This is a genomic window from Lactiplantibacillus sp. B652 (genome assembly GCF_023806745.1).
Taxonomy (GTDB): domain Bacteria; phylum Bacillota; class Bacilli; order Lactobacillales; family Lactobacillaceae; genus Lactiplantibacillus; species Lactiplantibacillus pentosus.
The window spans coordinates 325644-351311 of sequence record NZ_JAMSKY010000003.1 but is presented as its reverse complement, the minus strand read 5'-3'; the positions used below and the strand labels follow the sequence as shown (position 1 = coordinate 351311).

The following is a 25668-nucleotide window of genomic DNA, read 5'->3' as shown; positions in this document are numbered from 1 at the left end:
GCTACTTTAGCAAAGTATGGAGGAAAACACAATTATGCGCCCTGATAATTAGGTGCAAATATTAATGATTAGTTATTAACGGTCAAGGTTTCGTCTTTGAACGTTGCCAAATCAGCTAACGCGCGTTCTGAAATCGCCGTGTTGCGCTCACGCTTGTCGCGAATCCGTTGACTTAATTTCGGCATAATTCCAAAGTTAGCGTTCATCGGCTGGAAATTATTCGCATTGGTATGCGTAATGTAATGGGCCATTGCACCCATCATCGTATCCGTTGGGAAAACTAGGGGTTCCAGTCCGAGGGCTAAACGAGCCGCGTTGGTCCCGGCGACGATCCCACTTGCCGCACTTTCAATGTAACCTTCCACACCAGTCATTTGCCCCGCAAAGAACAGATCAGCCCGTTGTTGTGTCTGATACGTTGGTAACAACAGTTTCGGTGCCTTCATGAAGGTATTGCGATGCATGACACCATAGCGGACAAATTCGACGTTTTCCAGGCCTGGGATCAACGAGAAGACCCGTTTTTGTTCGCCCCATTTTAAATGCGTCTGGAAACCCACGATGTTGTACAGGGCCCCTGTCGCATCGTCTTGGCGTAATTGAACGACAGCGAACGGCTGCTTCCCGGTCTTTGGATCTTCCAACCCCACCGGCTTAAGCGGTCCGAACAGCATCGTCTGACGACCGCGTTGAGCCATGACTTCGATTGGCATGCAGCCTTCGAAGACATCCGAATTTTCAAAGTCATGGGCTTCTGCCATTTCCGCATGGATCAAAGCGTCGTAGAAGACATTGAATTCTTCTTCCGTCATTGGGCAGTTCAAGTAAGCCGCTTCGCCACGGTCATAACGTGACTTCAGATAAACCTTATCCATATCGATCGAATCTTTAGTCAAAATTGGCGCAGCCGCATCAAAGAAGTGCAGGTCGTCTTCGTCATTGAAAGCTTGAATCGACTTCGCTAGTGAGGCCGCCGTTAATGGCCCGGTCGCCACCACGGTGATGCCATCTGGTAAACTGGTGATTTCTTCATTAATTATTTCGACGTTTGGTAACGCGGTAATCGCTTCAGTAATCTCAGCTGAGAACGTGTCGCGGTCGACGGCCAACGCGCCCCCGGCTGGAACGGCGTGGTGTTCAGCCGCTTGCATGACGATTGAATCCATTTGCCGCATTTCAGCTTTCAAAAGTCCCGCCGCATTAGCGAGTTGGTTCGCACGTAATGAGTTAGTACAGACTAACTCCGCGAATTGTGCCGTGTGGTGTGCGGGAGTCATTTTGCTTGGGCGCATTTCGTATAAACGAACGTTGACGCCCATATTGGCGATGTGCCAAGCGGCCTCCGAACCTGCTAGTCCGGCGCCGATAACGTTTACTGTTGGTGTTGATGCCATCCAGAATTCCTCTTTTCTTAGTGATCATACCGTTGATAGTATTGAAGTCATCATACCTGAGAAACTAGCTGAATACAAGCAATCACGCTGGCTAGTCATAAACGTTGCGAGCGATTCAATTCACTAAAAGTCGAACTTTAATTGTTCGTGGCAAGTGTTTTACCGGGGAAACACCTACTATTCTCGTGATATTGCAAACAATAATCATCATTAAACACAAATCGTTCATATTCAGCTCGCAAAAAAAGATCATCCGCAGATGACCTTTTCAAAATCCTTACTTTTGTACATTTTCTTTGTAGTCGCCATTTGGACACAAGACTTGTTTGCCACCCTTGACCTTCTTTTCGACCAAGTAGTGACCATCCTTTGGACAATCGCGACCAACTGGTTTGTCCCACGAGACAAAGTCACAGTCTGGGAAGCGTGAGCAACCGTAGAAAATCCGGTTCTTCTTCGACTTCCGTTCGATGACTTGACCCTGCTTACATTGCGGACAAACGACCCCGATTTCCTTGACGATTGGCTTCGTATTGCGACAATCCGGGAAGCGTGAGCAAGCAAAGAACTTGCCGTAACGGCCCATCTTAACGACCATTGGGGCGCCACAAATATCACAATTGAAGCCGGCCAATTCGTCTTTGATCTGGATCTTTTCCATACTTTCTTCGGCCGTCGCAACTTCTTTAGAGAACGGCTTATAGAAACTATCCACGACTTTGACCCAGTTCTCCTTGCCTTCTTCCGTGGCATCCAACTGTTCTTCTAAACTGGCGGTAAAACCGACGTTAACGACATCTGGGAAGTATTCCTGAATGATGTCATTGACGATTTCACCCAGTTCAGTTGGGACGAATCGCCGGGCTTCTAACTTCACGTAGTAGCGGCGTTGAATCGTATCCAGCGTTGGGGCGTAGGTTGATGGCCGGCCGACACCGTTTTCTTCCAACGCTTTGATCAGGTTGGCTTCAGAATAACGTGCCGGTGGCTGAGTAAAGTGTTGTTGGGGGTCAGTCTTAGATAACTTGACCACGTCGCCTTCATTCAAATCAGGTAAGACGTTGTTCTTTTCAGTCTTATCATAGATCTTCGTGAACCCCGCGAACTTAGTCTTGGACCCATTAGCACGGAACTGAACGTCATTTTGGTCAATCGTAACCGCCATCGTGTCGAGCACTTCTGGCGTCATCTGACTAGCCACAAACCGCGACCAAATCAATTGGTATAAGCGGAATTGGTCCTTAGTCAAATAGTCCTTGATGCTAGCCGGGGTCCGGAAGACGGAAGATGGCCGAATCGCTTCATGGGCATCTTGCGCGCCTTCTGGCAACTTGCCTTTGACTGGCTTGGTGGCCGCATACTCAGCGCCGTATTCCTTGTGCAGGAACTGGGAAGCTTCGTGTTTGGCGATCGAAGAGATCCGCGTCGAGTCGGTCCGCATGTAAGTGATTAGCCCAACGCTGCCTTCCTTACCACCAACGTTGATACCTTCATACAATTGCTGTGCCGCCATCATTGTCTTTCGGGTTCGGAAGTTCAACTTACGGTTCGCATCTTGTTGCATGGTTGAGGTGGTAAATGGCGGGGCTGGGAACCGTTTACGTTCCTTCTTAACAACCTTCACGACATTGAAGTCACCTTGACGGTCAAGTTGGCCCAGAATCTTCTGAACGGCGTCATTATCGTCTAAGGCTTGCTTCTTACCGTGAGTGCCATAAAAACTGGCCATAAACTTGGAACGGCCTTTCTGGAACTCACTGTCGATCGTCCAGTATTCTTGCGGCTTGAACGCTTTAATTTCATTTTCACGTTGAATAATCAAGTCTAGGGCAATCGACTGGACCCGGCCCGCCGATAAGCCCTTTTTGACTTTTTTCCACAACAATGGGCTGATTGAATACCCAACTAGCCGGTCTAAAATTCGCCGGGCTTGTTGCGCATCCACCAGGTCCATATCGATCGAACGCGGTTCTTTGAACGCATTTTTGACCGTATCCTTGGTAATTTCATTGAACACGACGCGGTTCTTGTCCTTAGGATCCAAGCCCAATAAATAGGACAAGTGCCAGGCAATCGCTTCCCCTTCACGGTCCGGGTCAGATGCGAGGTAGACGGCTTTAGCCTTTTTGGCCTCTTTCCGTAAACTCTTGATCACATCGCCCTTCCCACGAATCGAAATATAGTGCGGTTCGTATTCGTTATCAACATCGACGCCCATCTTGCTCTTCGGTAAATCCCGAATATGGCCCAGACTAGCAACGACCTTATAGGAACGGCCTAAATACTTTTCAATCGTTTTTGCTTTGGAAGGTGATTCCACAATCACTAATTTTTTAGCGGGAGTTTTGCTTTTCCGCTTAGTAGCGGTCTTAGTTGCGGTTTTCCGCTTTGCCGCCGGTTTGGCTTTCGTTGTACTTGCAGCCACTCGATCAGCTCCTTACAGGTTTCGTTATCATTATTATAAATATCACTTTAAGAAATCCCTGTAATCATATTTCAAAAAAAACGGCTTGTCAAATTTTTGGTAAAAACTCTTCTATTATATGTCGCGAATTTAAGACTGGTTTGGCTCCCGCGACGATCAATTCATTGCAGCCAACCGAGTACGGCGCGTCGATTGGTCCAGGTACTGCGAGCACGTTACGATTGTTCTGTAACGCTAAGTTGGCAGTAATCAAGCTACCCGAGTGGGCCTGAGCTTCCACCACAATCAGCGTTTGACACAGACCGGCGATTATACGATTGCGGGCAACAAAGTGGTATGGTTCCGGACCAACGCCTAAGGGGTACTCGCTGACCACTAAACCGACGTTAGCGATTTGTTGTTGCAATTCCGAGTGTTGACGGGGGTAACTAATATCTAATCCCGTCCCGATGACCGCAATCGTTGGTAAGTGGAATTGCAAGGCGGCGCGGTGGGCTAATCCATCCGCCCCCTTGGCTAAACCACTCACGATCGTCACCGGGTCTGTCGCCAATGGTGCTAATAAGCGCTGCACCGCCCGTTCAGCATAGCTCGTTGCTTGCCGGGCCCCGACCACCGCTAACTGGCGACTGGCTAATAACTCCCGGTGACCACGCAAAAATAACACGAGTGGTGGTTGGTAGCCTTCCAGTAAGGCGGATGGATAATCGGCATCCAAAATCGTCAAAATATCGACCTGGGCGTGCCGTTTTAAGCGGTGTTGAAAGTCAGCTGCTTGCCAATCCGCGATAAACCGGGACCGGCGACTAGCCGTTAGCTGGGCAATCTGACTGAGCTGTTGTGGGTCGGTCACCACCGTTTGCCGTTGTCGACAAGCCTGGAGCACTCGCACCATCCCAACATAGCCGATGCCGTGAGCCAGTTGAAGCCGAATTAATAAACTACGTAGTTGCATGTTTGCCACTCCTCTGAGTCAGTCCGAACCGTTAATTGCATGAACGGCGGACTGCTGATACAGAGTAGTTACGTCTTTAATGACGGCTGGCGTTTTGAACGGGCGAAAAAGATTGGCGATGAATCGGCGTCGCCCCGTATGTCGTTAGCCCAGCGAGGTGTTTAGCCGTCCCATAACCCATATTATCCGCGAAATCATAGCCGGGATAGACTTGGTCATACATCACCATCAAATGGTCCCGGACGACCTTGGCCACGATGCTAGCCGCAGAGATGCTGGCACTCTTGGCATCACCCTTGATCAAGCGGGTCTGTTCGATGGGAACTGGCACTTGCATCGCATCCACCAATAGGCGCGTTGGACGGACAGTCAGATTATTGACCGCTTGGGCCATCGCAACCCGGGTAGCTTCATAAATATTGAGCCGGTCGATCGTTGGGGCATCCGCGACACCAATCCCCACCGCCACGGCTTCTTCTAAGATTTTGGGCATCAATTCCGCCCGTTTTTTAGCTGTCAATTGTTTGGAATCATTGACTTCAATTAAATCGAACTGGTTATCCAACACGACTGCCGCAGTCACGACGGGACCCGCTAATGGCCCCCGCCCGACTTCATCGATGCCGGCGACGTATTGCCCACCGCGTGCCCAAAAATCACGTTCGAGTTGCATGTGGTGATTGAACCGGGTCACTAACGCTGCGTGTTTTTCAGCTTGGCGAAGATAGCGTTGATAAGCCTGTTGAACGCCTTTACGACTGTCAGCTTGCGCGGCCGTTAACACGGCTTTATCCGGATGGTCGGCTAGCAAACGCTTAAATTCCGCAATCGTTCGTTCAGGCATCCGGCTGATCCCCCGTTAAGTCCAAGGTAAAACGACCGAGACGCCCCTTGCGAATATCCAGTAGAAAGGCGACGCAGAACCGTTCCCAATCATCACGCATGCCGGCGTTTTTGGTCATCGCGATCAAGAGCTCTGGATTGGGTAGCGCCAATTGGTCAGCCGTCAAATGATATCGGTCAACTAACCGATCAGCGTAGTGCTGTTTGAAGAAGTCTAAGGCAAACAGGGCGACGTCATCATTAGGATAAATATTTTCTTTGATGGCGCCCGTAACCGCTAGTTTCGTACCGACAACTTGGTCTTCAAATTTTGGCCACAAAATACCGGGCGTATCGAGTAATTCAAGCTTTTTAGAGGCCTTGAGCCACTGTTGACCCTTCGTCACCCCGGGACGGTCCCCGACCTTGGCGATCTTCTTGTTGACGATGTGGTTTAATAAGGTCGACTTACCCACGTTCGGAATCCCGACACAGACTGCACGAATCGGGCGATTGGTGATGCCCCGTGCGGCGATCTTGGCTAGTTTATCCGCCAACATGTCGGTGGCGGCCTGCGTCATTTGTTTACCAATCGTACGACTACGCGAATCAACAGCGATCGCGACTTGGCCTTGCGCTTCATAATACTTGACCCAATCGGCCGTCGCTTGCGGATCCGCCAAATCCTTCTTGGTCATGATCAATAAGTGCGGTTTTTGTTGAATCGTTTTTTCGATTTCTGGATTACGTGAGGCCACTGGAATCCGGGCATCCACCAATTCAAAGACGATGTCTACTAAGTGTAAATTATCTTGAATTTGGTGAATCGCCTTAGCCATATGACCGGGATACCATTGAATGTTTGCCATTGCGTTTCACTCCTATAATTATATTGTGTGATGGTTAGCCTAATTGAAACTAGCTGGCGTGCTGCGTCAAAACCGGTTTGATTTCAGCACTCACCAAGCATCTACTCAGCCTGACCTGGCAGCCGACTAGTCTGACTAAACCAGGGGGCATACTCCGAGCCACCAATGGTCATGCAATTAACTCATGCGTTCATCGGTGGCAGCAAGCTTTATTTTACCATGTTTACCGACTGCGTGCTGTGTATTCTGTGTTGGCGTGTCCTAAACGCAAACGAGACATGCACGTTCCTTTTCAGGGCACGTACATGTCTCGTTTGATTACTAACTTAATATTTGGGTTAGTTGAAGATTCAAAACCATCCCGATGATTTAAAGGTCTAATTAATCCCAGAACTTCGCCGCAATCTGTTGTCCCTGGTCGATCTTGGCCCACTGCTGGGCTTCGGTCAATTCGTTACCTGAATCGCAGGAGGCGAAACCACACTGGTGCGATAAGTAGAGCCGGTCTTTATCTAAAATCTGGCTGGCCTGCGTCAAGAGTCGCAAGGCCCGGTCTTCGTCATCTAAAGTGTTGGTCTTACTTGATAGTAGTCCCAAGACAACTTCAACGTTGGGCCGGTCTTCTAGTACCTTCAGCGCCGAAATGTCACCGGCACGGTCGTCATCCCATTCGAGGAAGAAGCGGTCGTAATGTTGATCATGTAAGAATTTCTTGGCAATCGTGTTGTAACTACCTTCCGCAAAATGGCGACTTTCGTAATTACCACGACAATTATGGGTCCAGACCTTTAACCCCAGCTGATGCCCGAAATCGACCAATTCATTATTCGTATTGACCGCCACATCCGCCAGTTCCTGGAGGCTACCATTGCCGGCACCGAAGGGATTTTGTTGATTATCGCTAGCAAACACTTCCCACAGACAGTCGTCAAATTGAATGATTTGACCACCCGCAGCCTGATAATCTGTCAGAAATTCCTTGTAGGCCTTGACTAAGCCATCGTGCAACTCATCCACGGTCTTGTAGACTTGGTCCGGACCATACAGCTTGTCGATGTATCCGAATTCCACGAAGGCGTGCGCTGGGCTCCAGATGGTTAGTTTGACATCATTATCATCCGCCCGTGCCTTCAGTCGCTTGTAAATATCAATAAAATGATGATGTTTGCCAGAGAGTGGCGCCGTGATCTCAATGCCGATATCCTTACGCGTTTCAAAATCACTACCGTCATGGTCACGGAAATTGTAACCCTCATCAGCGATAAACCGCCGAATTCCGCTAAAACCCCAGACAAAGTCCAGATGCCACATTGATTTGGTATATTCCCCGTCAGTCAGCACATCGATCCCATGGGCCTTTTCAGTTGCAATTACTTTTTTGACGGCCGCCGCTTCGGCCGCTTGGTAACCTGGAAAAGCATCATAAAATGGATATTGAATGTCATCACGATGTTCGATTTGATTCTTGTAACTCAGTAAGCTGGCTGGCCGTAACAGTGAACCGACCAATTGAAAATGTGTTTTTGTCATAAATTGACAGCCTCCGTCTTTGATTTGATGAGTTTATTATAACAATCAGATTAGAAAATAGATAAGACGGATTACTTAGATGATATAATAGGCATTGCCTATAACGTCACGCGAGCGAAACGCTGAAATCAGCACCGCGTTACGCCCACATTTTCGTCATCATCTTCAAGGAGGTTACCCTGACATGCGAATCCAACAATTAAAATACTTAGAAAAGATTGCGGCCACTGGCTCGATCAACGAGGCTGCCAAACAGTTATTTATCAGTCAGCCGTCACTCTCGCAAGCGATGAAAGAACTGGAACGGGAATATCAAGTCCAGTTGTTTTATCGTAGCAAGACCGGAATCACGTTAACGGATGCTGGCCGCGAATTTATCAACTATTCGCGCAGCGTACTCGACCAAGTCAACCTGCTCAATGAGCATTTTGGTCAGGGGACCGTTCGCAAGCGAATCTTCAGTGTGTCTGCCCAGCACTATGCCTTCGTCGTTCACGCCTTTGTCCAACTAGTCAAAGAAATTGGTGGCGATACCTACCAGTTTACCCTGCGCGAGACGGAAACCGAAAACGTGCTCAATGACGTCCAGACGCTGAAGAGCGAACTCGGCGTCATTTACCTCAATCAATTCAACCGGACCGTCCTGAGCCGCCTGATTGCCGAAAAAGACCTACAGTTCGTCCCACTCTTTGAAGCACACCCGCACGTCTTTGTGGGGCGCGACAACCCGCTGACGCGCAAAAAGACCTTGACGCTGGCCGACCTTCAAGATTACCCCTATCTCTCTTATGAGCAGGGCGACACCAGCTCATTTTATTTCTCAGAAGAAATTCTCAGCACCTTGCCGCACAAAAAGCACATCCGCATCAGTGACCGCGCCACGATTTTTAATCTGATGGTCGGCTTAAACGGCTACACCATCAGCTCGGGAATCATTAGTAGCGAACTCAATGACGAAAAAATCGTCGCCATTCCGCTCAAAGTCGACGATGCCATGACGCTGGGCTATCTGCGGCATAAAAAAATCGAATTGAGTGCGACGGCCCAACGCTACTTGGCACTGCTGAAGCAGCATATTCGGGGGTATGGGTTCGACGTTTTTGATGATTAGATGCCAATTTTTAGCCTCGGGGCAACGCAAATGGGGACTTAATGCAGCAGGCTACCGCGAATTCACCACGGATTATAAAAGGACCTCCCACCTGGAAGGTCCTTTTATAATCTAGCATCGTTTCATCGAAACACACGACTAGTCACGACATAATTCGCTGCGCGTTATTCAGGGATATCACGCTTCTGCCTGCCGCCGTGCTTCTCGCCGTTGCGCCCACAGATTCAGGACTAAGGCGGCAATCATCAGCCCAAACGCTAGAATCATGATATTCTGTAGTCCAGTATGCAGAATCTGGCGCATCATCGGGACGAGGTTGGCAGGCAACCGTCCGGCGCGACTCGCATCACTGAGCTGATTCATCATCGCCATGGTGATTTTGCCATCGGAACGGGCGACACCACTAGCTAAGGCTTGGTTCATGATTAAACCAAAGATGGCCGTCGTAAAGGTCTGGCTCAGCATTCGAATTAAATAGCTAAAAGAGGTCGCAACTGGAATATCGCGCTGATCCGCATCAACTTGCACTTTAACTTGTAGCTCATTAAAGCAAGCCCCGTTGCCCCAACCTTCGAAAAAGCCAGCCAAAAGCAAGACCCAGTATGGTAATTTGACACCACCAAGCATCAATGGGACGAAGGTCAGCGTTAAAATAATAATATTAATCGTCAAGACCTGATGCGGGGTCAAACGCCGCCGCATCCGCGGTACCGACTCACTGCCGCCAAAATTGGCAAAGGCGCTCGGAATCTGCGTGGCACCCCCAATTAATGCCGACGTTCCAAGCAAGCCCTGCGCCCACATAGGACTATAGGTCAAAAAGGCCACGAACGCACCCCAAATGAGCACGAATAAGACGAAGTCGACCACTAAGGGGCTGTTTTTAAACAGTCGGCCAGGAATGACCGGATCGACTGCTCGCCGCTCAACAATTGTTAAACTGCCAAGTATGACCAGCGCCGCCACGATGACGATTGCCACGATCCAGAGTGAGACCATCCCAATCAATTCGATGCCACCAAGCAGGCTGATGATGCCGACTGCCATCAATAACGCACCGGCGCGATCCATCGGCTGCAAGTTATGTTGCCGTTTGGGTTCCTGATAGAAGATCTGCAACAGCACGGCCGATAAGATTCCAATCGGCACGTTTAGATAAAAGATCCAGTGCCAGGACCAAACATCGACGATCACCCCGCCGACCATTGGCCCAATGATCGTTGCCATGCTAAAGCAAGCTGAGACCAAGCCCAGTGCCCGCATCCGTTCGCGCGGATCCTTAAAAATATCCGCGTACATAATGTATGGCAGTGAGATCATCCCACCGTTACCCAGCCCGGCGATACCACGGGCAATAATCAAGAACCAGATATTAGGTGCGAGACCTTGTAACAACGAGCCAACGATAAACAGGCTAGTCGTCATCTGGTAGGCCCGTTTATTCCCTAACCGCTCGCCCAACTTCGACCAAATCAAAGTGGAGACAGCCGTTCCAAGCAGGAAGACGGCCACGATCCAGGCCATCAATCGCAACCCGTGCAAATCCGCGATAATGGCGGGTAACGCCGTATTCACGTTAGTACTATCGATTCCGGCCATCACGTTTGAGAGTAAGAGGGCCCCTTGAACAAAATAAATGGCGCGTCGATTCACAAAAAGACTTCTTTCTATGCCGTCACCACCGTAACCGCTGTGGTGACCTGTAATTTCCCGCAAAAAACAGGCGGTATCCGAAAATACGCGCCTGCAAATTAACGTACGCTTTCTAGTATACCGCTTGCCCCCCATCCCCTGGCAAGCCCCAAACGGTCTTTTTACGAACAGAATTTGAATTGCTTGCTGCTCGTAGTCTTAAAAACGATTCACTGCGCTGAGCTTAGCAGTAAATCCGATCATGAAGTCCATTGCTCACCAATAAATGAAGCGCGCGTGTCCAAACACACAGCTAAATAAAAACCAAGCCCGGAAAAGCCCAAGCTTGGTTTCTAAATTAATTCGTTTTTTCGATCAACTTCATGGCCGCATCATAGGCGCGGTCGTTGTCGCTGATTTTATTTGCTAATTCAGTTTCAATCTTCGTCAACGTCTGCTTGTCAACTTTACCAGTGGCACTCAACTTTGCGTGCTTCTGATATTGTTTGACAGCTGCCGTGGTGGAATCACCGAAGTAACCGTTGACCGTTCCCTTGAAGTAACCTAACGCTTGCAAGTACTTCTGGAACGTCTTGACGTTACTGTTGACCTTATCTGCTTGCAAGTCACTCACTTTACTGATGACCGTCAAACTAGCATAACTTGGTTCATCCGCTTTGACATCCGGCGTCAAGCCCTTCTTGTTGATCCACGTGCCATTCGGCGTGAGCCACTTGGCAACGGTAATCTTCATTTCGGTCTTATCGCTAAAGGTCGTGACTGTTTGGACCGTCCCTTTACCATAGGACTGTGAACCAACTAATTTAACGCCAGCAGACTGGTGCAAGGCGGCCGAGAAGATTTCTGCAGCCGAGGCACTCCCACCGTCGATCAAAACGGTCGTTGGTTTGGTCTCCTTAAAGCCACCGTCATACTTCTTAGAAGCGGTGTACTTCTCAGTTGAACCGTCCCGTGCTTCGACTTGCATGATAGTCTTCCCGTTCTTCAGGAAGATAGAGGCCATCTTGAGCGCTGCCGTCATCAAACCACCGGGGTTCCCACGCATATCGATAACTAACTTCTTGGCGCCCTTCTTATCGAGAGCCTTCAATGCAGTCTTGAATTCTTTGGCCGTATTGGTCGAGAAAGTCGAGACGGTGATGTAGCCGATCTTCTTGCTACCGCCGACGAGCTTGTAGTCAACGGTCGTCACCGGAATCTTGGCCCGCTTCAGGCTCACTGTGAAGGTCTGTCCGCTGCGTTCAATCGTCAATTTAACGGTCGTGCCAACTTTACCGCGCATCATATTGACCGCTTGTGTCAATGTCTTGCCAGAAACAGACTTACCATTGACCGCCTTGATGATATCCTTAGGCTTTAAACCGGCCTTCTTGGCAGGGGTACCGGCAATTGGCGAGATAATTTGAACATAATTGCCGGACTTTTGAACCTGAGCCCCAATCCCAGAAAATGAGCTATCGATGGTGTCGTTCAGGCTCTCGGTCTCACTCTTATCCATGTACTCGGAGAATTTATCTCCTAAAGAATTGACCATCCCGTTGATGGCACCATTCGCCAACTTGTTGGCATTGACCGGTTTATAATAATTTTGATTGATGGTCTCGTAGACCGATTCAATCTTTTTCATTGCCTTACTAGTCTGTTGCATACTGCTGAGTTGGGCATTAACTTGCCGACCAATCAACCAGTACGTTCCGCCAACCCCGATCCCGAGCGCAACGACGATGGAAATAATGTAAGTCCATAAGCCGACGCGTCGTTTGGGCCGCGGTGTTTTTTTCAAATGCGGATTGGTTTGTTTGGGTTCCTCTGACATAACCGAACGTCCTCTTTCCTACGAATAAATTTATGCTTCACTTGCGAGATAGGCTTGCCACGCATCATCAAATATCGTCATTGAAGGCAGGTAACCCGCGTTCAATTCTAAATATTGAGAGACCTCATGAAAATCCTTGCTCTGCTTCGGAAACGACTGATCCAGAAACGCATTGTTCGCAAATTCAGCAATCGCATCGGTACTATCAGGGTTCCGTTGGGTCATCAAAAACGTATAAAATGTTTTGTGCATGTATTCACCTCATCTTCTTAATCACTAGTTTTTGGAATGTGCATTTCAAACTTGAACTGGTCGTTCTTCAAGTCAAGCTTATCAACACTATAACGAACATCGTGTTTACCGACCAGTTTATTCAAATACAGGTCGATCGTCTTACTCTTGGCATTCAACTTGACCCACTTAGGCGTTTTGTAATTATTATTGATGTAATTAATAACGAAGCTGATTGGCAACGACATTGTGCCGACCGACAAGTTCGTGGCTTTCAGTGAAATATTACCATCATCGATCACGCTCGGCTTCATGGTAATCACAAACGAAACATCCTGACCTAATACTTTGGTCGTCCCTAACAGGTAGGCACCCGTGGACCGGACAACGAAGCGATACTTCATGTCTTGCCCCTTTTGTAAGTCGGCTAGATAGTAGCTCGCTAAGGCGTTCAATTGCTTGCGATTCATGGTGATTGGTACACTAGCGGCGTCATTACGGCTGGTGGTCAAACTGGTACTTTCACTTGGTGACCGAAACACTTGCGTTCCAACGTAAGCGCCGGTCCCAATAATTAAGGCAATCAACACGATTGCGACCCATTTCCAAATATTGACGGGCCCCGTCGACTTGGGCGGCTTCGGACTCGTCGTTTTGGTGTGTTGTGCTTCCCGCATCTCAATTCCTCCTTTATTTTTTAAGTAACCAGGCATCGTGCGTCATCATCGTCTGGTACAGCTTCGACGTGAAGACCCGATAACCCCGTTTATTCGGATGGAAATTATCACTCGTCGAAATCAGGTCATTGGTCTTATTCTCCGTCGCCAACGCGCCATTGATGGCCTTCGCACTCGTGAGACTCGTCAGCGTTGTGGCACTGGCTGCTCGCTTCAACTTGCGAATTTGCGCGGCCGTCTTGTACTGACCATGTGACATCGTCCAATTAATATCCATAAAATAAGTATGCTTATATTGACTGACCGTCGTCTGCGTCTGATCATTCCACTGACTGATATAGTGGGTGATCGACGTCACATTCGGGAAGTTCACATAAATTGGATTATAGATGCTAAAGACAAAAATCGACGCTGATCCATTCAAACTTTGTAATTTATTAAACAGTTTCGTCAGCTTCGTGGCATACAAGGTCTGCGCCTTGGCGACCGTGGCATTGTTCTTGGCCGTATTATTCGACGTGATCGATCCTTCCAACGTCTGCAACAAGTCATTACCACCGACCGTCACTGTTAAAACGTCGGCCTTAGCAATTTTTTGTTGCAACGCTTTAGACTTATTGATTCGCGCCAAAATCTGGTCACTGCGGTCACCGGATTTACCGGCATTGGTCGTTTTGACCGTCAAATCTTGTTTCTTGGCTAACGTCTGCTTGATCTGACCGACATAGCCGCCTTCGGATTCATCACCGACCCCTTCTGTCAATGAATCCCCGACTGCCACGAGGTTGATACTGCTCTTGTGCGGGGTCGTTTTTTGCGTGGCTTTTTTAGTCGTCGTGGGCTTGGTCGTAGTGGCCTCGTCGTGCGGATGCATCAAGTAGTTGACCCCGAAAAAGACGGCCACCGCGAGAACTGCAACCACCAGTACGACTTTGATGGTTTCTTTAATTTTGGACATGAACCTCCAACCTTTCTGACACTGGTTATTTGAACGATTGGCTGACAACTTACCCCTAAAACAATAAAATGGTCATCATCCCCAAACTGGGACGATCACCATTTACCGTTAGCACTCGCAGACAGGTCGTCTGTAAGCCTTCGTTAACTTTAAGCTGGTGCCTGGGTATGATATTCCACCGCAAAAGCGCCCGGACCACCATGGGTTGCGATGATCGGTACTGTTGGTTGAACGCTGACCCGTAAGCTTGGTAAAGCGGCTTGCAAGCGCGCCTTATATTCTTCAACGCGTTCCGTCGCACCAACGTGTGAGATTGCGACTTCCACCACGTTCGGTGTCGCAATAATATCTTCAAGAACTTTATCAAAAAACTTATTAATCGCTTTGACGCCACGGCCCTTCATCTTCACATCTAAAGTGCCATCGTCAACTTCGAGCGCAATTTTCACGTTCAGTAACGTACTGATTGCCCCGGTCAAACGACTGATACGGCCACCGGCAACTAAGTTATTGAGCGTCATCACACCCATAAATAACTTGGTGTGGGCCTGAGTGGCGTGGATTTGATCAATAACCGTCTGCTTGTCAGCACCATCCTGGGCCAACTTGGCTGCAGCAATCACTTGAAAGGCCAACGCCCGGTCCGTGGTGCGCGCATCAATCACCGTTACATCGGTCTTGGTAATCGATGCGGCCTGTTCTGCGGTGTGAACCGTTCCTGAAATCGCTTCGAGCATGTTGATGCAAATCACGCTTGAGCCATCCGCACCTAACTTGTCAAAAGTTTCAATAAACGTTCCCAGCGCGGGCTGACTCGTCTTAGGCAAGGACTTGGCCGTTGCCATTTTGCTAATAAATTCCTCACGTGTGATGGTTTCATCTTCCACGTAAATAGTGCCATCGATCATGACAGTTAACGGAATCACGGTAATATCGTATTTTTTTACCTCGGCATCCGTCAAATTTGCCGAAGAATCGGTCACAATCTTGATTTTCGTCATACTTTGCCACGCTTTCTTATACTTGTAACGTTAATAAAATCGTTACAATAAATTAATGCTTTCAGTATAGCAGAAATCTGCTTGACTTTCACGATTCGCGCTGAATTAACGGCGGCGAAAATCGTCAAATTCATACGGATAACGGTTTTTGTCGTCCACCGTTCCAACCTGCTTAGTGACGAGTTGCCACTGCGAATAGTCGATCGCAGGCATCCAAGTGTCACCGTCAAAACGCGCGTTGATACGCGTCCGATAGAGATAGTCCGCAATTGGCAGCACGGCCTGAAAGACCACCGCGCCTCCAATGACGAAAATCAGTTCATCCGGATTTTTGGCGGCCAGGTCCTTTAAGGCCGCCAAATCAGTCAGTTGTTGCACCCCCGCCGGCAATGCGAGGTCCGACTGTTGCGACAGGACCCAGTTTGTCCGGTGTGGCAACGGGCGTTTGAATCCCATAAAAGTTTTGCGTCCCATCACCACGTGGTGTCCTGTCGTCAACGTTTTAAAACGGTGCATGTCCGCTGGCAGGTGCCAAGGTAACTGGCCCTGCTTGCCAATCAGGCCATTTTGGTCCTCCGCCCAGATCAAAGCAATCATCGTCAACCAGCCTCCTAAATCGCAACCGGCGCTTTAATGGCCGGTGCGGGGTCATAGCCTTCTAACTTAATATCGCTCATCTGATAATCGAAAATACTGGTATGCGCACCATTTAGAACTAACTGTGGTGCCGGTTTGGGTTGCCGGGCCAACTGCGTCTTGATTTGTTCGATGTGGTTGGTATAAATATGGGCGTCCCCCAACGTATGCACGAACTCGCCGACTTCTAGTCCAGTCTCCTTCGCAATCAGATGGGTCAACAGCGCATAACTCGCAATGTTAAACGGCACCCCTAAGAAGACGTCTCCTGAACGTTGGTAGAGCTGACAAGAGAGTTTGCCATCCGCGACATAAAACTGGAACAGCGTGTGACAAGGTGGCAACGCCATACTTGGCACGTCTTCTGGGTTCCACGCCGAAACGATCAGACGGCGTGAATCAGGATGCGTCTTGATCATATCGATGACATTGGCGATTTGGTCGATCGTCGACCCTTGCCGTGTTTGCCAATGACGCCACTGCGCACCGTACACGTCACCTAAGTTACCAAATTTGGCCGCAAAGGCATCGTCGTTCACGATTTGGTCATCAAAAGCTTTCATTTGGGCTTGATAAACCGGTGCGAACGCCGGATCATCCAACCGCCGATGTTCAAAATTCGTCATGTCCGGGCCATCATAATCGGCACTCGTGACCCAATTCTTAAAGGCCCATTCGTCCCAGATATGATTGTGGTGTTTTAACAAATATTGAATGTTCGTGTCACCGTGTAAGAACCATAACAATTCACTTTTGATCAACCCAAACGGCACCTTTTTAGTCGTCAGTAATGGGAAGCCCTGACTCAAATCAAAGCGCATCTGATAACCGAAAATACTGTAAGTCCCAGTTCCGGTACGGTCATCCTTGTACGTGCCATGTTCTAAAATGGTGCGCGCGAGTTGTAAATAACTATCTTCTAACATGCGATCATCCTTTCAGGCTTCTGCGTACTGACTGAGGTAATCCCAACGTTCCATCTTCTCATCAATGGTCTGCTCGGTTTTGGTCAGTTCTTTTTGTAAGTCCGCTAACTTGCCGTAATCACTGGCATTAGCGGCCATCGCTTCTTCAATCTCACTCTTATGGCTGTCAAGTTCTTCAATGACTTCTTCAATCTTGTCATATTCTAACTGTTCAGCATACGTCAATTTTACTTTTTGCTTAGGTGCCGCGGCGGATGATGGTTCCTTATCAGCAGCGCTAGTTGACTTGGCTGAACTGGACTTCGTGTGCGACTTTGAGGCATCCGCACTGGCCGCTTTTTGGTCCTTCAAATAACTTGAGAAACGCCCCGCGTACCGTTCAATATGTCCTTGACCATCAAAAATCAGGAGCTTCGTGCCGACTTTATCCAGGAAGTACCGGTCATGTGAAACGGTAATGACGGTGCCGGCAAAGTCATCCAGGTAATTTTCAAGGACGGTCAACGTCCCAATATCCAGATCATTGGTCGGTTCATCCAGTAGTAACACGTTTGGTTGTTGCATCAATAATTTCAGCAAATATAACCGCCGCTGTTCACCACCAGAGAGCTTGCGGATCAACGTTCCGTGCATTGACCGTGGAAAGAGGAATTCCTCTAACAATTCGGTTACTGACACGTGTTCACCCTGTTTGTTGAGCACCGTCTCACCGACGTCCTGCAAGTAATTGATGATCCGTTTATCACCTGGAATCGGTTCGGTCTGTTGCGTGTAATAGGCCATTTTGACCGTTTCACCAATCGTCACCGTACCGCTGTCTAGTGGTAAACGCCCAGCAATCACGTTTAACAGGCTGGACTTGCCGGCACCATTGATCCCAGTGATTCCGATTCGGTCATTGGCCTGAATCAACATGGAAAAGTGGTCCAGAATCGTCTGTTGGTCAAATTGGAGACTGGCATCTTTTAACTCGATTACCTTTTTACCAAGCCGTTGTTGCCCCAACGAAATGTCAACATCACCATCAACTTGTAAGGTATTCAAATTGTCCTTTAAATCGTTGAACCGATTGATACGGCCCTGCTGTTTGGTACTCCGGGCAGGCGCACCGGCGCGCATCCAGGCCAGTTCCTTTTTATACAGCTGTTGCTGCTTATGTTCGGCCAACACATCGCGGGCGACCCGTTCAGCTTTGGCTTGCACGAAGTCTTGGTAGTTTCCAGTGTACTTGTGCAGCTCGCCAAACGAGAGCTCAAACATCTGATTAGCGACCTGATCTAAGAAATACCGGTCATGGGTCACGACGATCAGTGCGCCTTTATAGCTCGCCAAGTAACTTTCTAGCCATTCGATCGAATCAAAATCGAGGTGGTTGGTCGGTTCGTCTAGCAACAGTAAATCTGGCGATTGAATCAAAACCTGTGCCAGGCCGACCCGCTTCTGCTGACCCCCGGACATCTGTTTGATCGTCTTCGTCAAATCCGTAATGTGCAACTGGGTCAAAATCGTTTTGACATCACTTTCCGCCGTCCACGCGTCTTCCTGATTCATCTGGTCTTCAGCGGCCACGTATGCTTTTTGCGCAGCGGGGTCTTCTGGATGGTCGGCATAGACCGCGAGCGTTTGCTCGTAGTGCCGAATCGTCCGAAAGACTTGCTGACTACCAGCCAAAACGGCATCGATCACCGTTAAATTTTCATCCAGTTCTGGTTTTTGTTTTAAATAACCGATCGTATAATTCTTTGGCATGATCAGCTGACCAGCTTCTGGTGCCGTCACGCCCGCTAATACGTCTAATAAATTCGTCTTCCCGGACCCGTTAACGCCAATGACACCAATCCGGTCATGTTCATTCACAATAAACGAAATATCATGAAATAACGTCTTCTCACCATAAGTTCGGGTCAGATTTTCTGCTCTTAAAGTTTGCATTCTCACGATCCACCCTTTTTTACATCATTAAGTTCTATCTTAGCTAGAATTGGCCTAAAACACAACTGACAAACGCGCAAATCCGATTAATATTTTGAAAAGCTGAGTGACATGAATCATGGTTGAAAGGCCCGATTGGTTGGTTTACTGTTCGTCAGCCAATGCGCGTCCGATTCCGACTTCCGGGGCTGGCTGACAATATGCAGTAATGTTAATATTCCATCGAGTAAGATAGCTAGGAAGTTATCAGGAACTAGTCTCACAGTTCAAAGGCAGCGTTATGGTTATCAAGTAATAGTGAGCATTTCATTCATCGTTGGGTCCGCACGTGCTCGCCTTTCAAATACCATCCCAGCTGGAAGGCGTTTCTAACAATGCTCAGCGGCTCATAGCCTGTGAGAATCAGACGTTGGGACTGAGGATTAGCCTAGCTAGAGCGTTAAGCGGTGAATTTCCGCTTGGCGTTCTGGCGTAGCTAACCGGGAGTCTCAGTCTGACCCGAACACATTTCGGCAATATTGCATAGAACGTGGAATACCAGTATTTAAGACGTGGGTTGTCGGCTCAAGTCTGTGTCTATCGCGTTCCAGCGTTGTCATAAAAGCCTGGAAGCTGGCGTAAGACGAACCAAGCACTACAAGTTTACGCAAAGTTCTCCTTGTTTCCAGTGGGTCTGAGCTGGTGGCCTTTGAGCTTAAGAACTAACGCCTTTTAATCATGCCTCACAACAAATGATCAGGACAAAAATAGCCGCCCTAGGAAATTGTCTCCTAAGGCAGCTACTTCAACGTTCAATTAATTTATTTGGCACCAGCGCTTACTTGTTCCGGTCACCATAAACATCAAAGACGGTCCGTTCGTCATCGACAACTAAGTGTAACTTGCCGTCGCTGGCTAATGAACTGGTTTGATAAATGTTGTCGATACCGTCTGCATCCCGTGGCTTGAATGGGAGGTAGATTTGTTCACTACCCCGTTCGTCACCAAATAAAATATCGATTTTTTCAATATCTTGGTAATGGGTCACCCGTTCGAACATCCCACTTGTCACAGAAGACAATTGGGTCGTTTCAGGGTCGATTGCGTCGGCATCTGGCTTGAATTCAGCTTTGAAGGACTTGCAAGGATGAATGATCGTCATGTGACCACCCTTGATACGGCCGTAACTCGTCGTTACACGGCCAATCCACAGGTCGGAGATATCTTGATGATGCACCGTCCAAGTGTCACCATTCCGAAAATGAAATTTCAATGCTTCTAATGCTCGTTCCATTTAAATCACCTCATTGAATTAGTTTCACTTTAATCGTAACAGATTCATAGAAAATATCAATGGTTTTTTGAATCCGCTACCATCCGTGCAAAATCAAGCAAAGCGTCTTGCTGATTTTCAACTTTTCCAGTGATGACGGCCTGCAAACAAGTAGCCAAAATCGACCCCATCATCGGTCCCGGTGTCACCAGCTTCGCCTTCAACAAATCACCGCCATTAACTGCTAATTCATGCTTATCATGAATCGGTAGACTGGCATACGATTGGGCTAACTGAGCTTGATCCTGGCCGAAACCTAATATAGTTGCCACCTGATTGGCCGTTGTTAGCGCGTCTAAGCCAGTGTAGAAGTTTTCCTCGGACGTTAGTCGACCAGACCGTTCTAAGGCGTTGAGCGCGTTGACAGCGGCTGTGACGTGGCTGATCAACTCATTGCTCGTCTTCCAAGTCTTTAATAAGTGGCGAATCGCCGAGGCATCACGCAGCTGCATTTGCCAACTCAACAAGGTCCAGACGCTCTCAATCGTCGATAAATGCCAATCTGGTAGCGCTAGTAGTTGTTGTAACATCGGCTTTTGGGCCGCCATCATTGGCATGTACTGGTACAACCCGGTCGTCAGCAAGCTTTTCAACCCGGCATCGGGATGCTGTCCCATTAGTAACTTCTCCCATTCCACACGGGTCCGTTCGACGGCAATCTTTGTGAGTAAGGCCGCATTATCGGTGATTGCTTGTTGCGTTTGGGGCTCGATGGCAAAATCCAGCTGGCTAGCAAAGCGGACCGCCCGCATCATCCGCAACGCGTCTTCATGAAAGCGTTCTTCCGCGACACCCACGGCCCGCAGTACGCCACGTTTTAAGTCAGCCAAGCCATCGAATAAATCAATCACTTCACCCTTGGCCGTCATCGCCAGCGCGTTAATCGTAAAATCACGGCGCTTCAGGTCTTCTTTTAGTGAACGCACAAACGTCACTTGGTCCGGACGCCGAAAATCCTGGTAGCCCGACTCAGTTCGAAACGTGGTCGTCTCATAGCCGTTACCGTGGTCTAAAATCATGACGGTCCCGTGCTCAATACCGGTATCGACGGTGCGCTTAAACAGTTGTTTGACCTCGGCTGGAAAAGCACTAGTCGCAATATCGACGTCATGCAGTGGCTTGCCGAGAATCGTATCGCGGACACAGCCACCAACGAAGTACGCTTCAAAACCAGCCGCTTCAATTGTTTCAATGATTGGCTTAGCTTCTTGAAACGCTGCTGGTAATTGCGTCAAAATCATAGTAAGTGCTCCAAACCAACGAAGAGTTCGTGGTACTGGTTGACCTTTTCAACCGCAACTTTGACCCCGGTCATAAATGAGATCCGGTCAAAGGAATCTTGGCGAATCGTCAAGCCTTCACCTGGGCCACCAAACATCACTTCTTCGTGCGCAACGAGTCCTGGTAACCGGACAGCGTGAATCCGCATGCCTTCGTATTCCGCACCACGCGCCCCTGGTAACGTTTCGGTGGCGTCAGGATTGCCTTGTTGCTTAGGCTTGCGCACTTCCGCGATCTTCTTGGCGGTACTGATGGCCGTCCCACTTGGGGAATCGATTTTGTCATCATGGTGCATTTCAATGATTTCAACATCTGGGAAGTACTTAGCCGCTTGTTGGGCAAATTGCATCAATAAGACGGCACTGATGCCGAAGTTGGGTGCAATCAAACCACCGACTTGTTTTTCTTTAGCCAATTTTTGTAGGTCTGCGACTTGTTCGTCGGTCATCCCGGTTGTCCCAATCACTGGTGAAATGCCATGATTGAGCGCAAACTTGGCATTTTCATAGACCGCAGTTGGAATCGTAAAGTCGATCCACACCGTTGCATCGGTCTTGATTTGGTCTAAGTCATGAAAAGCTGGGACGTCTTGGCTCTTAAAACGGTCATCTTCATTCAAATTTTGGTCCTTACTGCGGGCGTCATAGACCCCAACCAATTCAAAATCAGGATTATCGATCACCATTTGTGCAGCAGTACTACCCATCCGACCCTTGTAGCCGGCAACAATTACTTTTACCACAATAAATTCCTCCTCAAGATTAAACTACCTGACACGGTGGCTGGTTGCTCAAACGCCGTAAATACTAGTTGCTCAACACCTGAGCTATTTTGGCGTGCCAATCAAGTCAAGTGGCACCTTCACCACTCACGCATCCACCACCGCGTATACCCTTATATTTTAGCAGACTATCGCACAATTAGGCAGTAGAATTGTCTATCACTCGCGAGAACGTCGACTTGCATCCCACTTGCGCCCTGAAATCGCGGCACCAGAAATCAAAAAACAGTGGTGACCTAGTCATCATTTGACCGGATCATCACTGTTAAATAGGATTTATTGGACTAATATTGCCTTGTTGACCATGTGGATGTCGCAATATTCTAATCTTGCAAGCCGAAGTCAGGCCTCGACGGTTGCAGAAATTCCAAACGACATCAGGGGCAGCAGCATTTTCAGACATCTTCGAAAATCAAAATCCAAAACTTATCTGAGTCGGCAACGATTTCGCACGGTTTAGCCGCAATAAAACAAGCATCTAAAAGCCGCATTGTTTAAATCAACGTATCGATCGCCGCTAAGACGCCATCATGATTATTGTCATGGGGCGTCAAATAGGTCGCCGTTCGCTTGACCGGTGCAATCGCGTTCTGCATAGCAAAGCTGTAATCGGCTTCGTGCAACATTTCTAGGTCGTTCCCATTGTCGCCGAAAGCGGCCGTCTGGCTGGCGTTGATGTGCCAGTGTGACTGCAAATACGCGAGTCCGGTCGCTTTATTGACATGTGGTGGGATGACATCTAGCCCGTTACCACCACTGACCGTCGCTCGCAGTCGGCCCGCAAACTGGCGATTAATCAGATCAGCGTGAGCGTTGGCATCCGTGTCTTGCCAGCTAAACGTCGCCTTATAAATATGGTCGTCAATCGTCATCAAGGATGGCACCACCCGCAACCGACTCAGATAATAGCGCATCAGTGGGCTATCATCCTGTGGTCGAATATAAGCGGCTTGTTTGCCAGAAACTGAGATCTCAGCTCCAGCTAATGCCGGTTCAGTGGTGACAAAGGTCAACAATTCTTGATACAGTGGCAAGTCAATCAGACTTTCAGCCAGGACCTTGCCGTGATTGTCGATCACCAGGCCGCCATTTTCGGCAACGTAGGTCAGCTCGCCGTGAATGCCATCAAAAACGTCGATACAATGCTGTAATTGGTTTCCACTGGCCACAACAAAGTGTTGACCCTGCGCGTTCATCTGGTCTAACTGAGCTTGAAAACGCGGATGGTCAAACTGGTGGTCGTCTCTTAAAAATGTCCCGTCTAAATCCGTGGCAATGATGGCTACTTTCACGATAATTGGCTCCTCACTTAACTTAATCTAAACGAATCAGTCATCGATCCTATGGAAGCAACCGACGAAAACATTCGCAACTAAGTTCATTCTACCAAAAATGAAAGTGTTTTCAACTAGTAACCCTGGTCTTCGTAATCTTCTAACATCGCGACCATTTCACCATCGTCTGGTTCAATCACCAAGTAATTGCGTAAGGCGGCCACCGCAGAATCCGCCATCCCAGCTTCGCGGAAGAAGTAAATGGCTGGTTTGAGGAAGTCCTTGTTATGTTCGAAGAAGGGATAAGCCGCCTCGTAGTTATCCTTGGCCGCTTGTAAATTGTCCAATCGATCGTTTGAAATCGCTAAGTTCCAGTAAAACTGCGGGTCAAACTCATTGCTTTGTAGATATTGATCCAATAAATCGACGTTATCCTGATACCGTTCGCGTTGAACGAGCAAGTTAGAGAGCTCCAAAACGGTCGTCAAATTGTCAGGGTCAATACTCAAGCCTTCGCGCAGGTACTTTTCAGCCAGCTCCTGATCGTCCAATTTCAGGGCTAAGCGGGCCGTTTGCAAGTACAACTGCTCATTGTACTGGTCGACCGCTAACCCTTCTTGCAGCGTCAATAACGCCTTATCAAGCTGATGCAGCTGTTCTTGAGCTTGCGCTAAGTAAGGATACAGTGACGCATACTGGTCGTCAGATTCCCGTAACTTATTAAAAATATCGATGGCTTTTTGCGGTTCGCCCAGCTGCAGGTAGGTAAAGCCCAGTTCAAACTGACTGTCTGGTGTTAACTTGGCCGGTTTGATCTGTTCAAGGTAGCCGACCGCTTGTTCAAAACGCCCGGACTCCGCGTAGGATACCCCCAGACGTTCAACCAGATTGACTTTGGAGATTTCCAACTCACCCTGCTTGATCAAATCCAAGTAAAAACGGATCGCCTGGCGGTAGTTGCGAATCAAGAAGTAAAATTCGGCTAACGCAAATTCCACGATGGGTTCATCTGGTGCCAAGTCGTAGGCTTCCTTCAACTTTTGCTCACTGACTTCGAACAACTCTTGCGTTTGATACAAGTCAGCTTCCACCAGTAGTGCTTGCACATAGGCTGGTGAATCCGGCTTGACTTGGTGCAAATAATCCAGCGCCGTGTCCGTATCATCTTCATCAATCGCAATGTCTGCAAGACTAGTTCGCAAGTCATCTTCATCGGGATACTTAGCGAGCAGCTTTTTGTAAGTGCGTTCAGCTTGCTTCAAAAAGCCCAGTCCGTATAATTCTTCAGCCAAACTGTACAGTGTGTCATCGTCGTCTTTGCGCAGTGCCCAAGCAAAATGTTTCTTGGCTGTGTCGATTTGCCCGTTCGATAGTGCTGCGAGCATTTTTTCTGAATAACTCATTACACCCGTCCTTTGTACTAGTGCGGCCGCATCCAACGGCCCACTAGTCACTCAATTTTATTTAGGCGAACGTCGGTCTCATTAATTTCGACCACCCGTTCTGTCGATTTACCTGACATATAATCATAACGCAGACGACACCAAAAAAGCCAGTATAACGGTCGCTATACTGACTTTTCCGGTTGCATTTCAATTAATGATCTGCATTATTTAACTGCATCCTTTAAAGCTTTACCTGGCTTAAATGCAGGTACTTTGCTTGCAGGAATTTGGATTTCGTCACCAGTTTGTGGGTTACGGCCCTTACGAGCAGCACGTTCACGTACTTCGAAGTTACCAAATCCGATCAGTTGAACTTTTTCGCCCTTTGCAAGGGTTTCTTGGATTGATGCAAAGACTGCGTCAACTGCAGCAGTTGCGTCTTTCTTCGTTAAGTTAGTTGCCGCAGCAACGTTGTTAACTAATTCAGCTTTGTTTGCCATGTTTGATTCACCTCCCCGTTACAGAGTGAAGGATCACTGCGCTTTTTAACACGGTTGATCCAGATGATCATTTTTGAGTGGTCCAAAAATGAGAGAAACGATAACAAGCATCATTTCTTCATCAAAGATAGCATAGGAATGCCTTAATAGCAAGCTTTTTTAGCGTTTTCAGCTAAAATATCGCAAAAAAGTGATATTT

Annotated in this window: 22 protein-coding genes; 1 reads left to right on the top strand and 21 read right to left on the bottom strand. The window is 48.3% G+C overall.

Annotation, left to right across the window (positions count from 1 at the left end):
* Positions 1-68: 68 nt before the first annotated feature.
* The 6 genes from trmFO to MZO40_RS06365 all read right to left on the bottom strand — a co-directional run bounded on the left by trmFO (position 69) and on the right by MZO40_RS06365 (position 7995).
* Positions 69-1394 carry an FADH(2)-oxidizing methylenetetrahydrofolate--tRNA-(uracil(54)-C(5))-methyltransferase TrmFO gene (gene trmFO / locus MZO40_RS06390; protein ID WP_252133169.1) on the bottom strand — a complete coding sequence of 442 codons (1326 nt, stop codon included), beginning with the start codon at positions 1392-1394 and terminating at the stop codon, positions 69-71.
* A gap of 277 nt (positions 1395-1671) precedes the next feature.
* Positions 1672-3819 (bottom strand): type I DNA topoisomerase, encoded by a 2148-nt coding sequence (gene topA / locus MZO40_RS06385; RefSeq protein ID WP_050338609.1) that lies wholly within the window; start codon positions 3817-3819, stop codon positions 1672-1674.
* A gap of 88 nt (positions 3820-3907) precedes the next feature.
* Entirely contained in the window at positions 3908-4774 is an 867-nt protein-coding gene (gene dprA / locus MZO40_RS06380) for a DNA-processing protein DprA (RefSeq protein WP_105961991.1), read from the bottom strand.
* A gap of 76 nt (positions 4775-4850) precedes the next feature.
* On the bottom strand, positions 4851-5618 hold the full coding sequence (locus tag MZO40_RS06375) for a ribonuclease HII (RefSeq protein ID WP_105920076.1): 768 nt from the start codon (positions 5616-5618) through the stop codon (positions 4851-4853).
* Positions 5611-6465 carry a ribosome biogenesis GTPase YlqF gene (ylqF, locus tag MZO40_RS06370; protein WP_105920075.1) on the bottom strand — a complete coding sequence of 285 codons (855 nt, stop codon included), beginning with the start codon at positions 6463-6465 and terminating at the stop codon, positions 5611-5613. Before ylqF ends, MZO40_RS06375 begins: the two co-directional genes overlap by 8 nt.
* Before the next feature lie 381 nt (positions 6466-6846).
* Entirely contained in the window at positions 6847-7995 is a 1149-nt protein-coding gene (locus tag MZO40_RS06365) for a cobalamin-independent methionine synthase II family protein (RefSeq protein WP_105961990.1), read from the bottom strand.
* 184 nt (positions 7996-8179) lie between these two features.
* On the opposite strand from MZO40_RS06365, the gene MZO40_RS06360 reads away from it, so the two are divergent.
* The gene (locus MZO40_RS06360; protein ID WP_050338604.1) at positions 8180-9106 is read left to right on the top strand and encodes a LysR family transcriptional regulator; all 927 of its coding nucleotides are present in this window, start codon (positions 8180-8182) and stop codon (positions 9104-9106) included.
* 177 nt (positions 9107-9283) lie between these two features.
* On the opposite strand, the gene MZO40_RS06355 is transcribed toward MZO40_RS06360, so the two are convergent.
* The 15 genes from MZO40_RS06355 to MZO40_RS06285 all read right to left on the bottom strand — a co-directional run bounded on the left by MZO40_RS06355 (position 9284) and on the right by MZO40_RS06285 (position 25469).
* Positions 9284-10759 (bottom strand): MFS transporter, encoded by a 1476-nt coding sequence (locus tag MZO40_RS06355; protein WP_083202662.1) that lies wholly within the window; start codon positions 10757-10759, stop codon positions 9284-9286.
* A 337-nt stretch (positions 10760-11096) separates the two neighbouring features.
* Positions 11097-12575: a S41 family peptidase gene (locus tag MZO40_RS06350; RefSeq protein WP_105921433.1), complete on the bottom strand. Its 1479-nt coding sequence runs from the start codon at positions 12573-12575 to the stop codon at positions 11097-11099.
* A gap of 30 nt (positions 12576-12605) precedes the next feature.
* Positions 12606-12827 (bottom strand): YozE family protein, encoded by a 222-nt coding sequence (locus MZO40_RS06345; RefSeq protein ID WP_050338602.1) that lies wholly within the window; start codon positions 12825-12827, stop codon positions 12606-12608.
* Between the two features lie 17 nt (positions 12828-12844).
* Positions 12845-13483 (bottom strand): YpmS family protein, encoded by a 639-nt coding sequence (locus tag MZO40_RS06340; RefSeq protein ID WP_050338601.1) that lies wholly within the window; start codon positions 13481-13483, stop codon positions 12845-12847.
* A 13-nt stretch (positions 13484-13496) separates the two neighbouring features.
* A complete protein-coding gene (locus MZO40_RS06335; protein WP_105920072.1) occupies positions 13497-14441 on the bottom strand; it encodes an SGNH/GDSL hydrolase family protein in 945 nt (314 codons plus the stop codon).
* 149 nt (positions 14442-14590) lie between these two features.
* Complete coding sequence (locus MZO40_RS06330; RefSeq protein ID WP_050338599.1) at positions 14591-15442, bottom strand: DegV family protein; 852 nt, start codon at positions 15440-15442, stop codon at positions 14591-14593.
* A gap of 105 nt (positions 15443-15547) precedes the next feature.
* On the bottom strand, positions 15548-16039 hold the full coding sequence (locus MZO40_RS06325) for a dihydrofolate reductase (RefSeq protein WP_050338598.1): 492 nt from the start codon (positions 16037-16039) through the stop codon (positions 15548-15550).
* 14 nt (positions 16040-16053) lie between these two features.
* Entirely contained in the window at positions 16054-17004 is a 951-nt protein-coding gene (locus MZO40_RS06320) for a thymidylate synthase (protein WP_088771238.1), read from the bottom strand.
* A gap of 12 nt (positions 17005-17016) precedes the next feature.
* Complete coding sequence (locus tag MZO40_RS06315) at positions 17017-18936, bottom strand: ABC-F family ATP-binding cassette domain-containing protein (RefSeq protein ID WP_105961988.1); 1920 nt, start codon at positions 18934-18936, stop codon at positions 17017-17019.
* 817 nt (positions 18937-19753) lie between these two features.
* Positions 19754-20209 (bottom strand): hypothetical protein, encoded by a 456-nt coding sequence (locus tag MZO40_RS06310; RefSeq protein WP_003638839.1) that lies wholly within the window; start codon positions 20207-20209, stop codon positions 19754-19756.
* 56 nt (positions 20210-20265) lie between these two features.
* On the bottom strand, positions 20266-21489 hold the full coding sequence (locus MZO40_RS06305; RefSeq protein WP_088771236.1) for a CCA tRNA nucleotidyltransferase: 1224 nt from the start codon (positions 21487-21489) through the stop codon (positions 20266-20268).
* Positions 21486-22271: a 4-hydroxy-tetrahydrodipicolinate reductase gene (dapB, locus tag MZO40_RS06300; protein ID WP_105961987.1), complete on the bottom strand. Its 786-nt coding sequence runs from the start codon at positions 22269-22271 to the stop codon at positions 21486-21488. The genes MZO40_RS06305 and dapB overlap by 4 nt, the downstream gene beginning before the upstream one ends.
* Before the next feature lie 533 nt (positions 22272-22804).
* Positions 22805-23602, bottom strand: coding sequence for a Cof-type HAD-IIB family hydrolase (locus MZO40_RS06295; RefSeq protein WP_105961986.1), 798 nt, complete (start codon positions 23600-23602; stop codon positions 22805-22807).
* A 116-nt stretch (positions 23603-23718) separates the two neighbouring features.
* Entirely contained in the window at positions 23719-24987 is a 1269-nt protein-coding gene (locus MZO40_RS06290; RefSeq protein ID WP_105961985.1) for a lipopolysaccharide assembly protein LapB, read from the bottom strand.
* 206 nt (positions 24988-25193) lie between these two features.
* Entirely contained in the window at positions 25194-25469 is a 276-nt protein-coding gene (locus MZO40_RS06285) for an HU family DNA-binding protein (RefSeq protein WP_003638844.1), read from the bottom strand.
* Between the last annotated feature and the right edge of the window lie 199 nt (positions 25470-25668).

Coding starts and splice junctions, on each gene's coding strand:
- trmFO (WP_252133169.1), bottom strand. CDS start 1,394: ATGGCATCAACACCAACAGTAAACGTTATCGGCGCCGGACTAGCAGGT.
- dprA (WP_105961991.1), bottom strand. CDS start 4,774: ATGCAACTACGTAGTTTATTAATTCGGCTTCAACTGGCTCACGGCATC.
- MZO40_RS06375 (WP_105920076.1), bottom strand. CDS start 5,618: ATGCCTGAACGAACGATTGCGGAATTTAAGCGTTTGCTAGCCGACCAT.
- ylqF (WP_105920075.1), bottom strand. CDS start 6,465: ATGGCAAACATTCAATGGTATCCCGGTCATATGGCTAAGGCGATTCAC.
- MZO40_RS06365 (WP_105961990.1), bottom strand. CDS start 7,995: ATGACAAAAACACATTTTCAATTGGTCGGTTCACTGTTACGGCCAGCC.
- MZO40_RS06360 (WP_050338604.1), top strand. CDS start 8,180: ATGCGAATCCAACAATTAAAATACTTAGAAAAGATTGCGGCCACTGGC.
- MZO40_RS06350 (WP_105921433.1), bottom strand. CDS start 12,575: ATGTCAGAGGAACCCAAACAAACCAATCCGCATTTGAAAAAAACACCG.
- MZO40_RS06345 (WP_050338602.1), bottom strand. CDS start 12,827: ATGCACAAAACATTTTATACGTTTTTGATGACCCAACGGAACCCTGAT.
- MZO40_RS06340 (WP_050338601.1), bottom strand. CDS start 13,483: ATGCGGGAAGCACAACACACCAAAACGACGAGTCCGAAGCCGCCCAAG.
- MZO40_RS06335 (WP_105920072.1), bottom strand. CDS start 14,441: ATGTCCAAAATTAAAGAAACCATCAAAGTCGTACTGGTGGTTGCAGTT.
- MZO40_RS06330 (WP_050338599.1), bottom strand. CDS start 15,442: ATGACGAAAATCAAGATTGTGACCGATTCTTCGGCAAATTTGACGGAT.
- MZO40_RS06325 (WP_050338598.1), bottom strand. CDS start 16,039: ATGATTGCTTTGATCTGGGCGGAGGACCAAAATGGCCTGATTGGCAAG.
- MZO40_RS06320 (WP_088771238.1), bottom strand. CDS start 17,004: ATGTTAGAAGATAGTTATTTACAACTCGCGCGCACCATTTTAGAACAT.
- MZO40_RS06315 (WP_105961988.1), bottom strand. CDS start 18,936: ATGCAAACTTTAAGAGCAGAAAATCTGACCCGAACTTATGGTGAGAAG.
- MZO40_RS06310 (WP_003638839.1), bottom strand. CDS start 20,209: ATGGAACGAGCATTAGAAGCATTGAAATTTCATTTTCGGAATGGTGAC.
- MZO40_RS06305 (WP_088771236.1), bottom strand. CDS start 21,489: ATGATTTTGACGCAATTACCAGCAGCGTTTCAAGAAGCTAAGCCAATC.
- MZO40_RS06290 (WP_105961985.1), bottom strand. CDS start 24,987: ATGAGTTATTCAGAAAAAATGCTCGCAGCACTATCGAACGGGCAAATC.
- MZO40_RS06285 (WP_003638844.1), bottom strand. CDS start 25,469: ATGGCAAACAAAGCTGAATTAGTTAACAACGTTGCTGCGGCAACTAAC.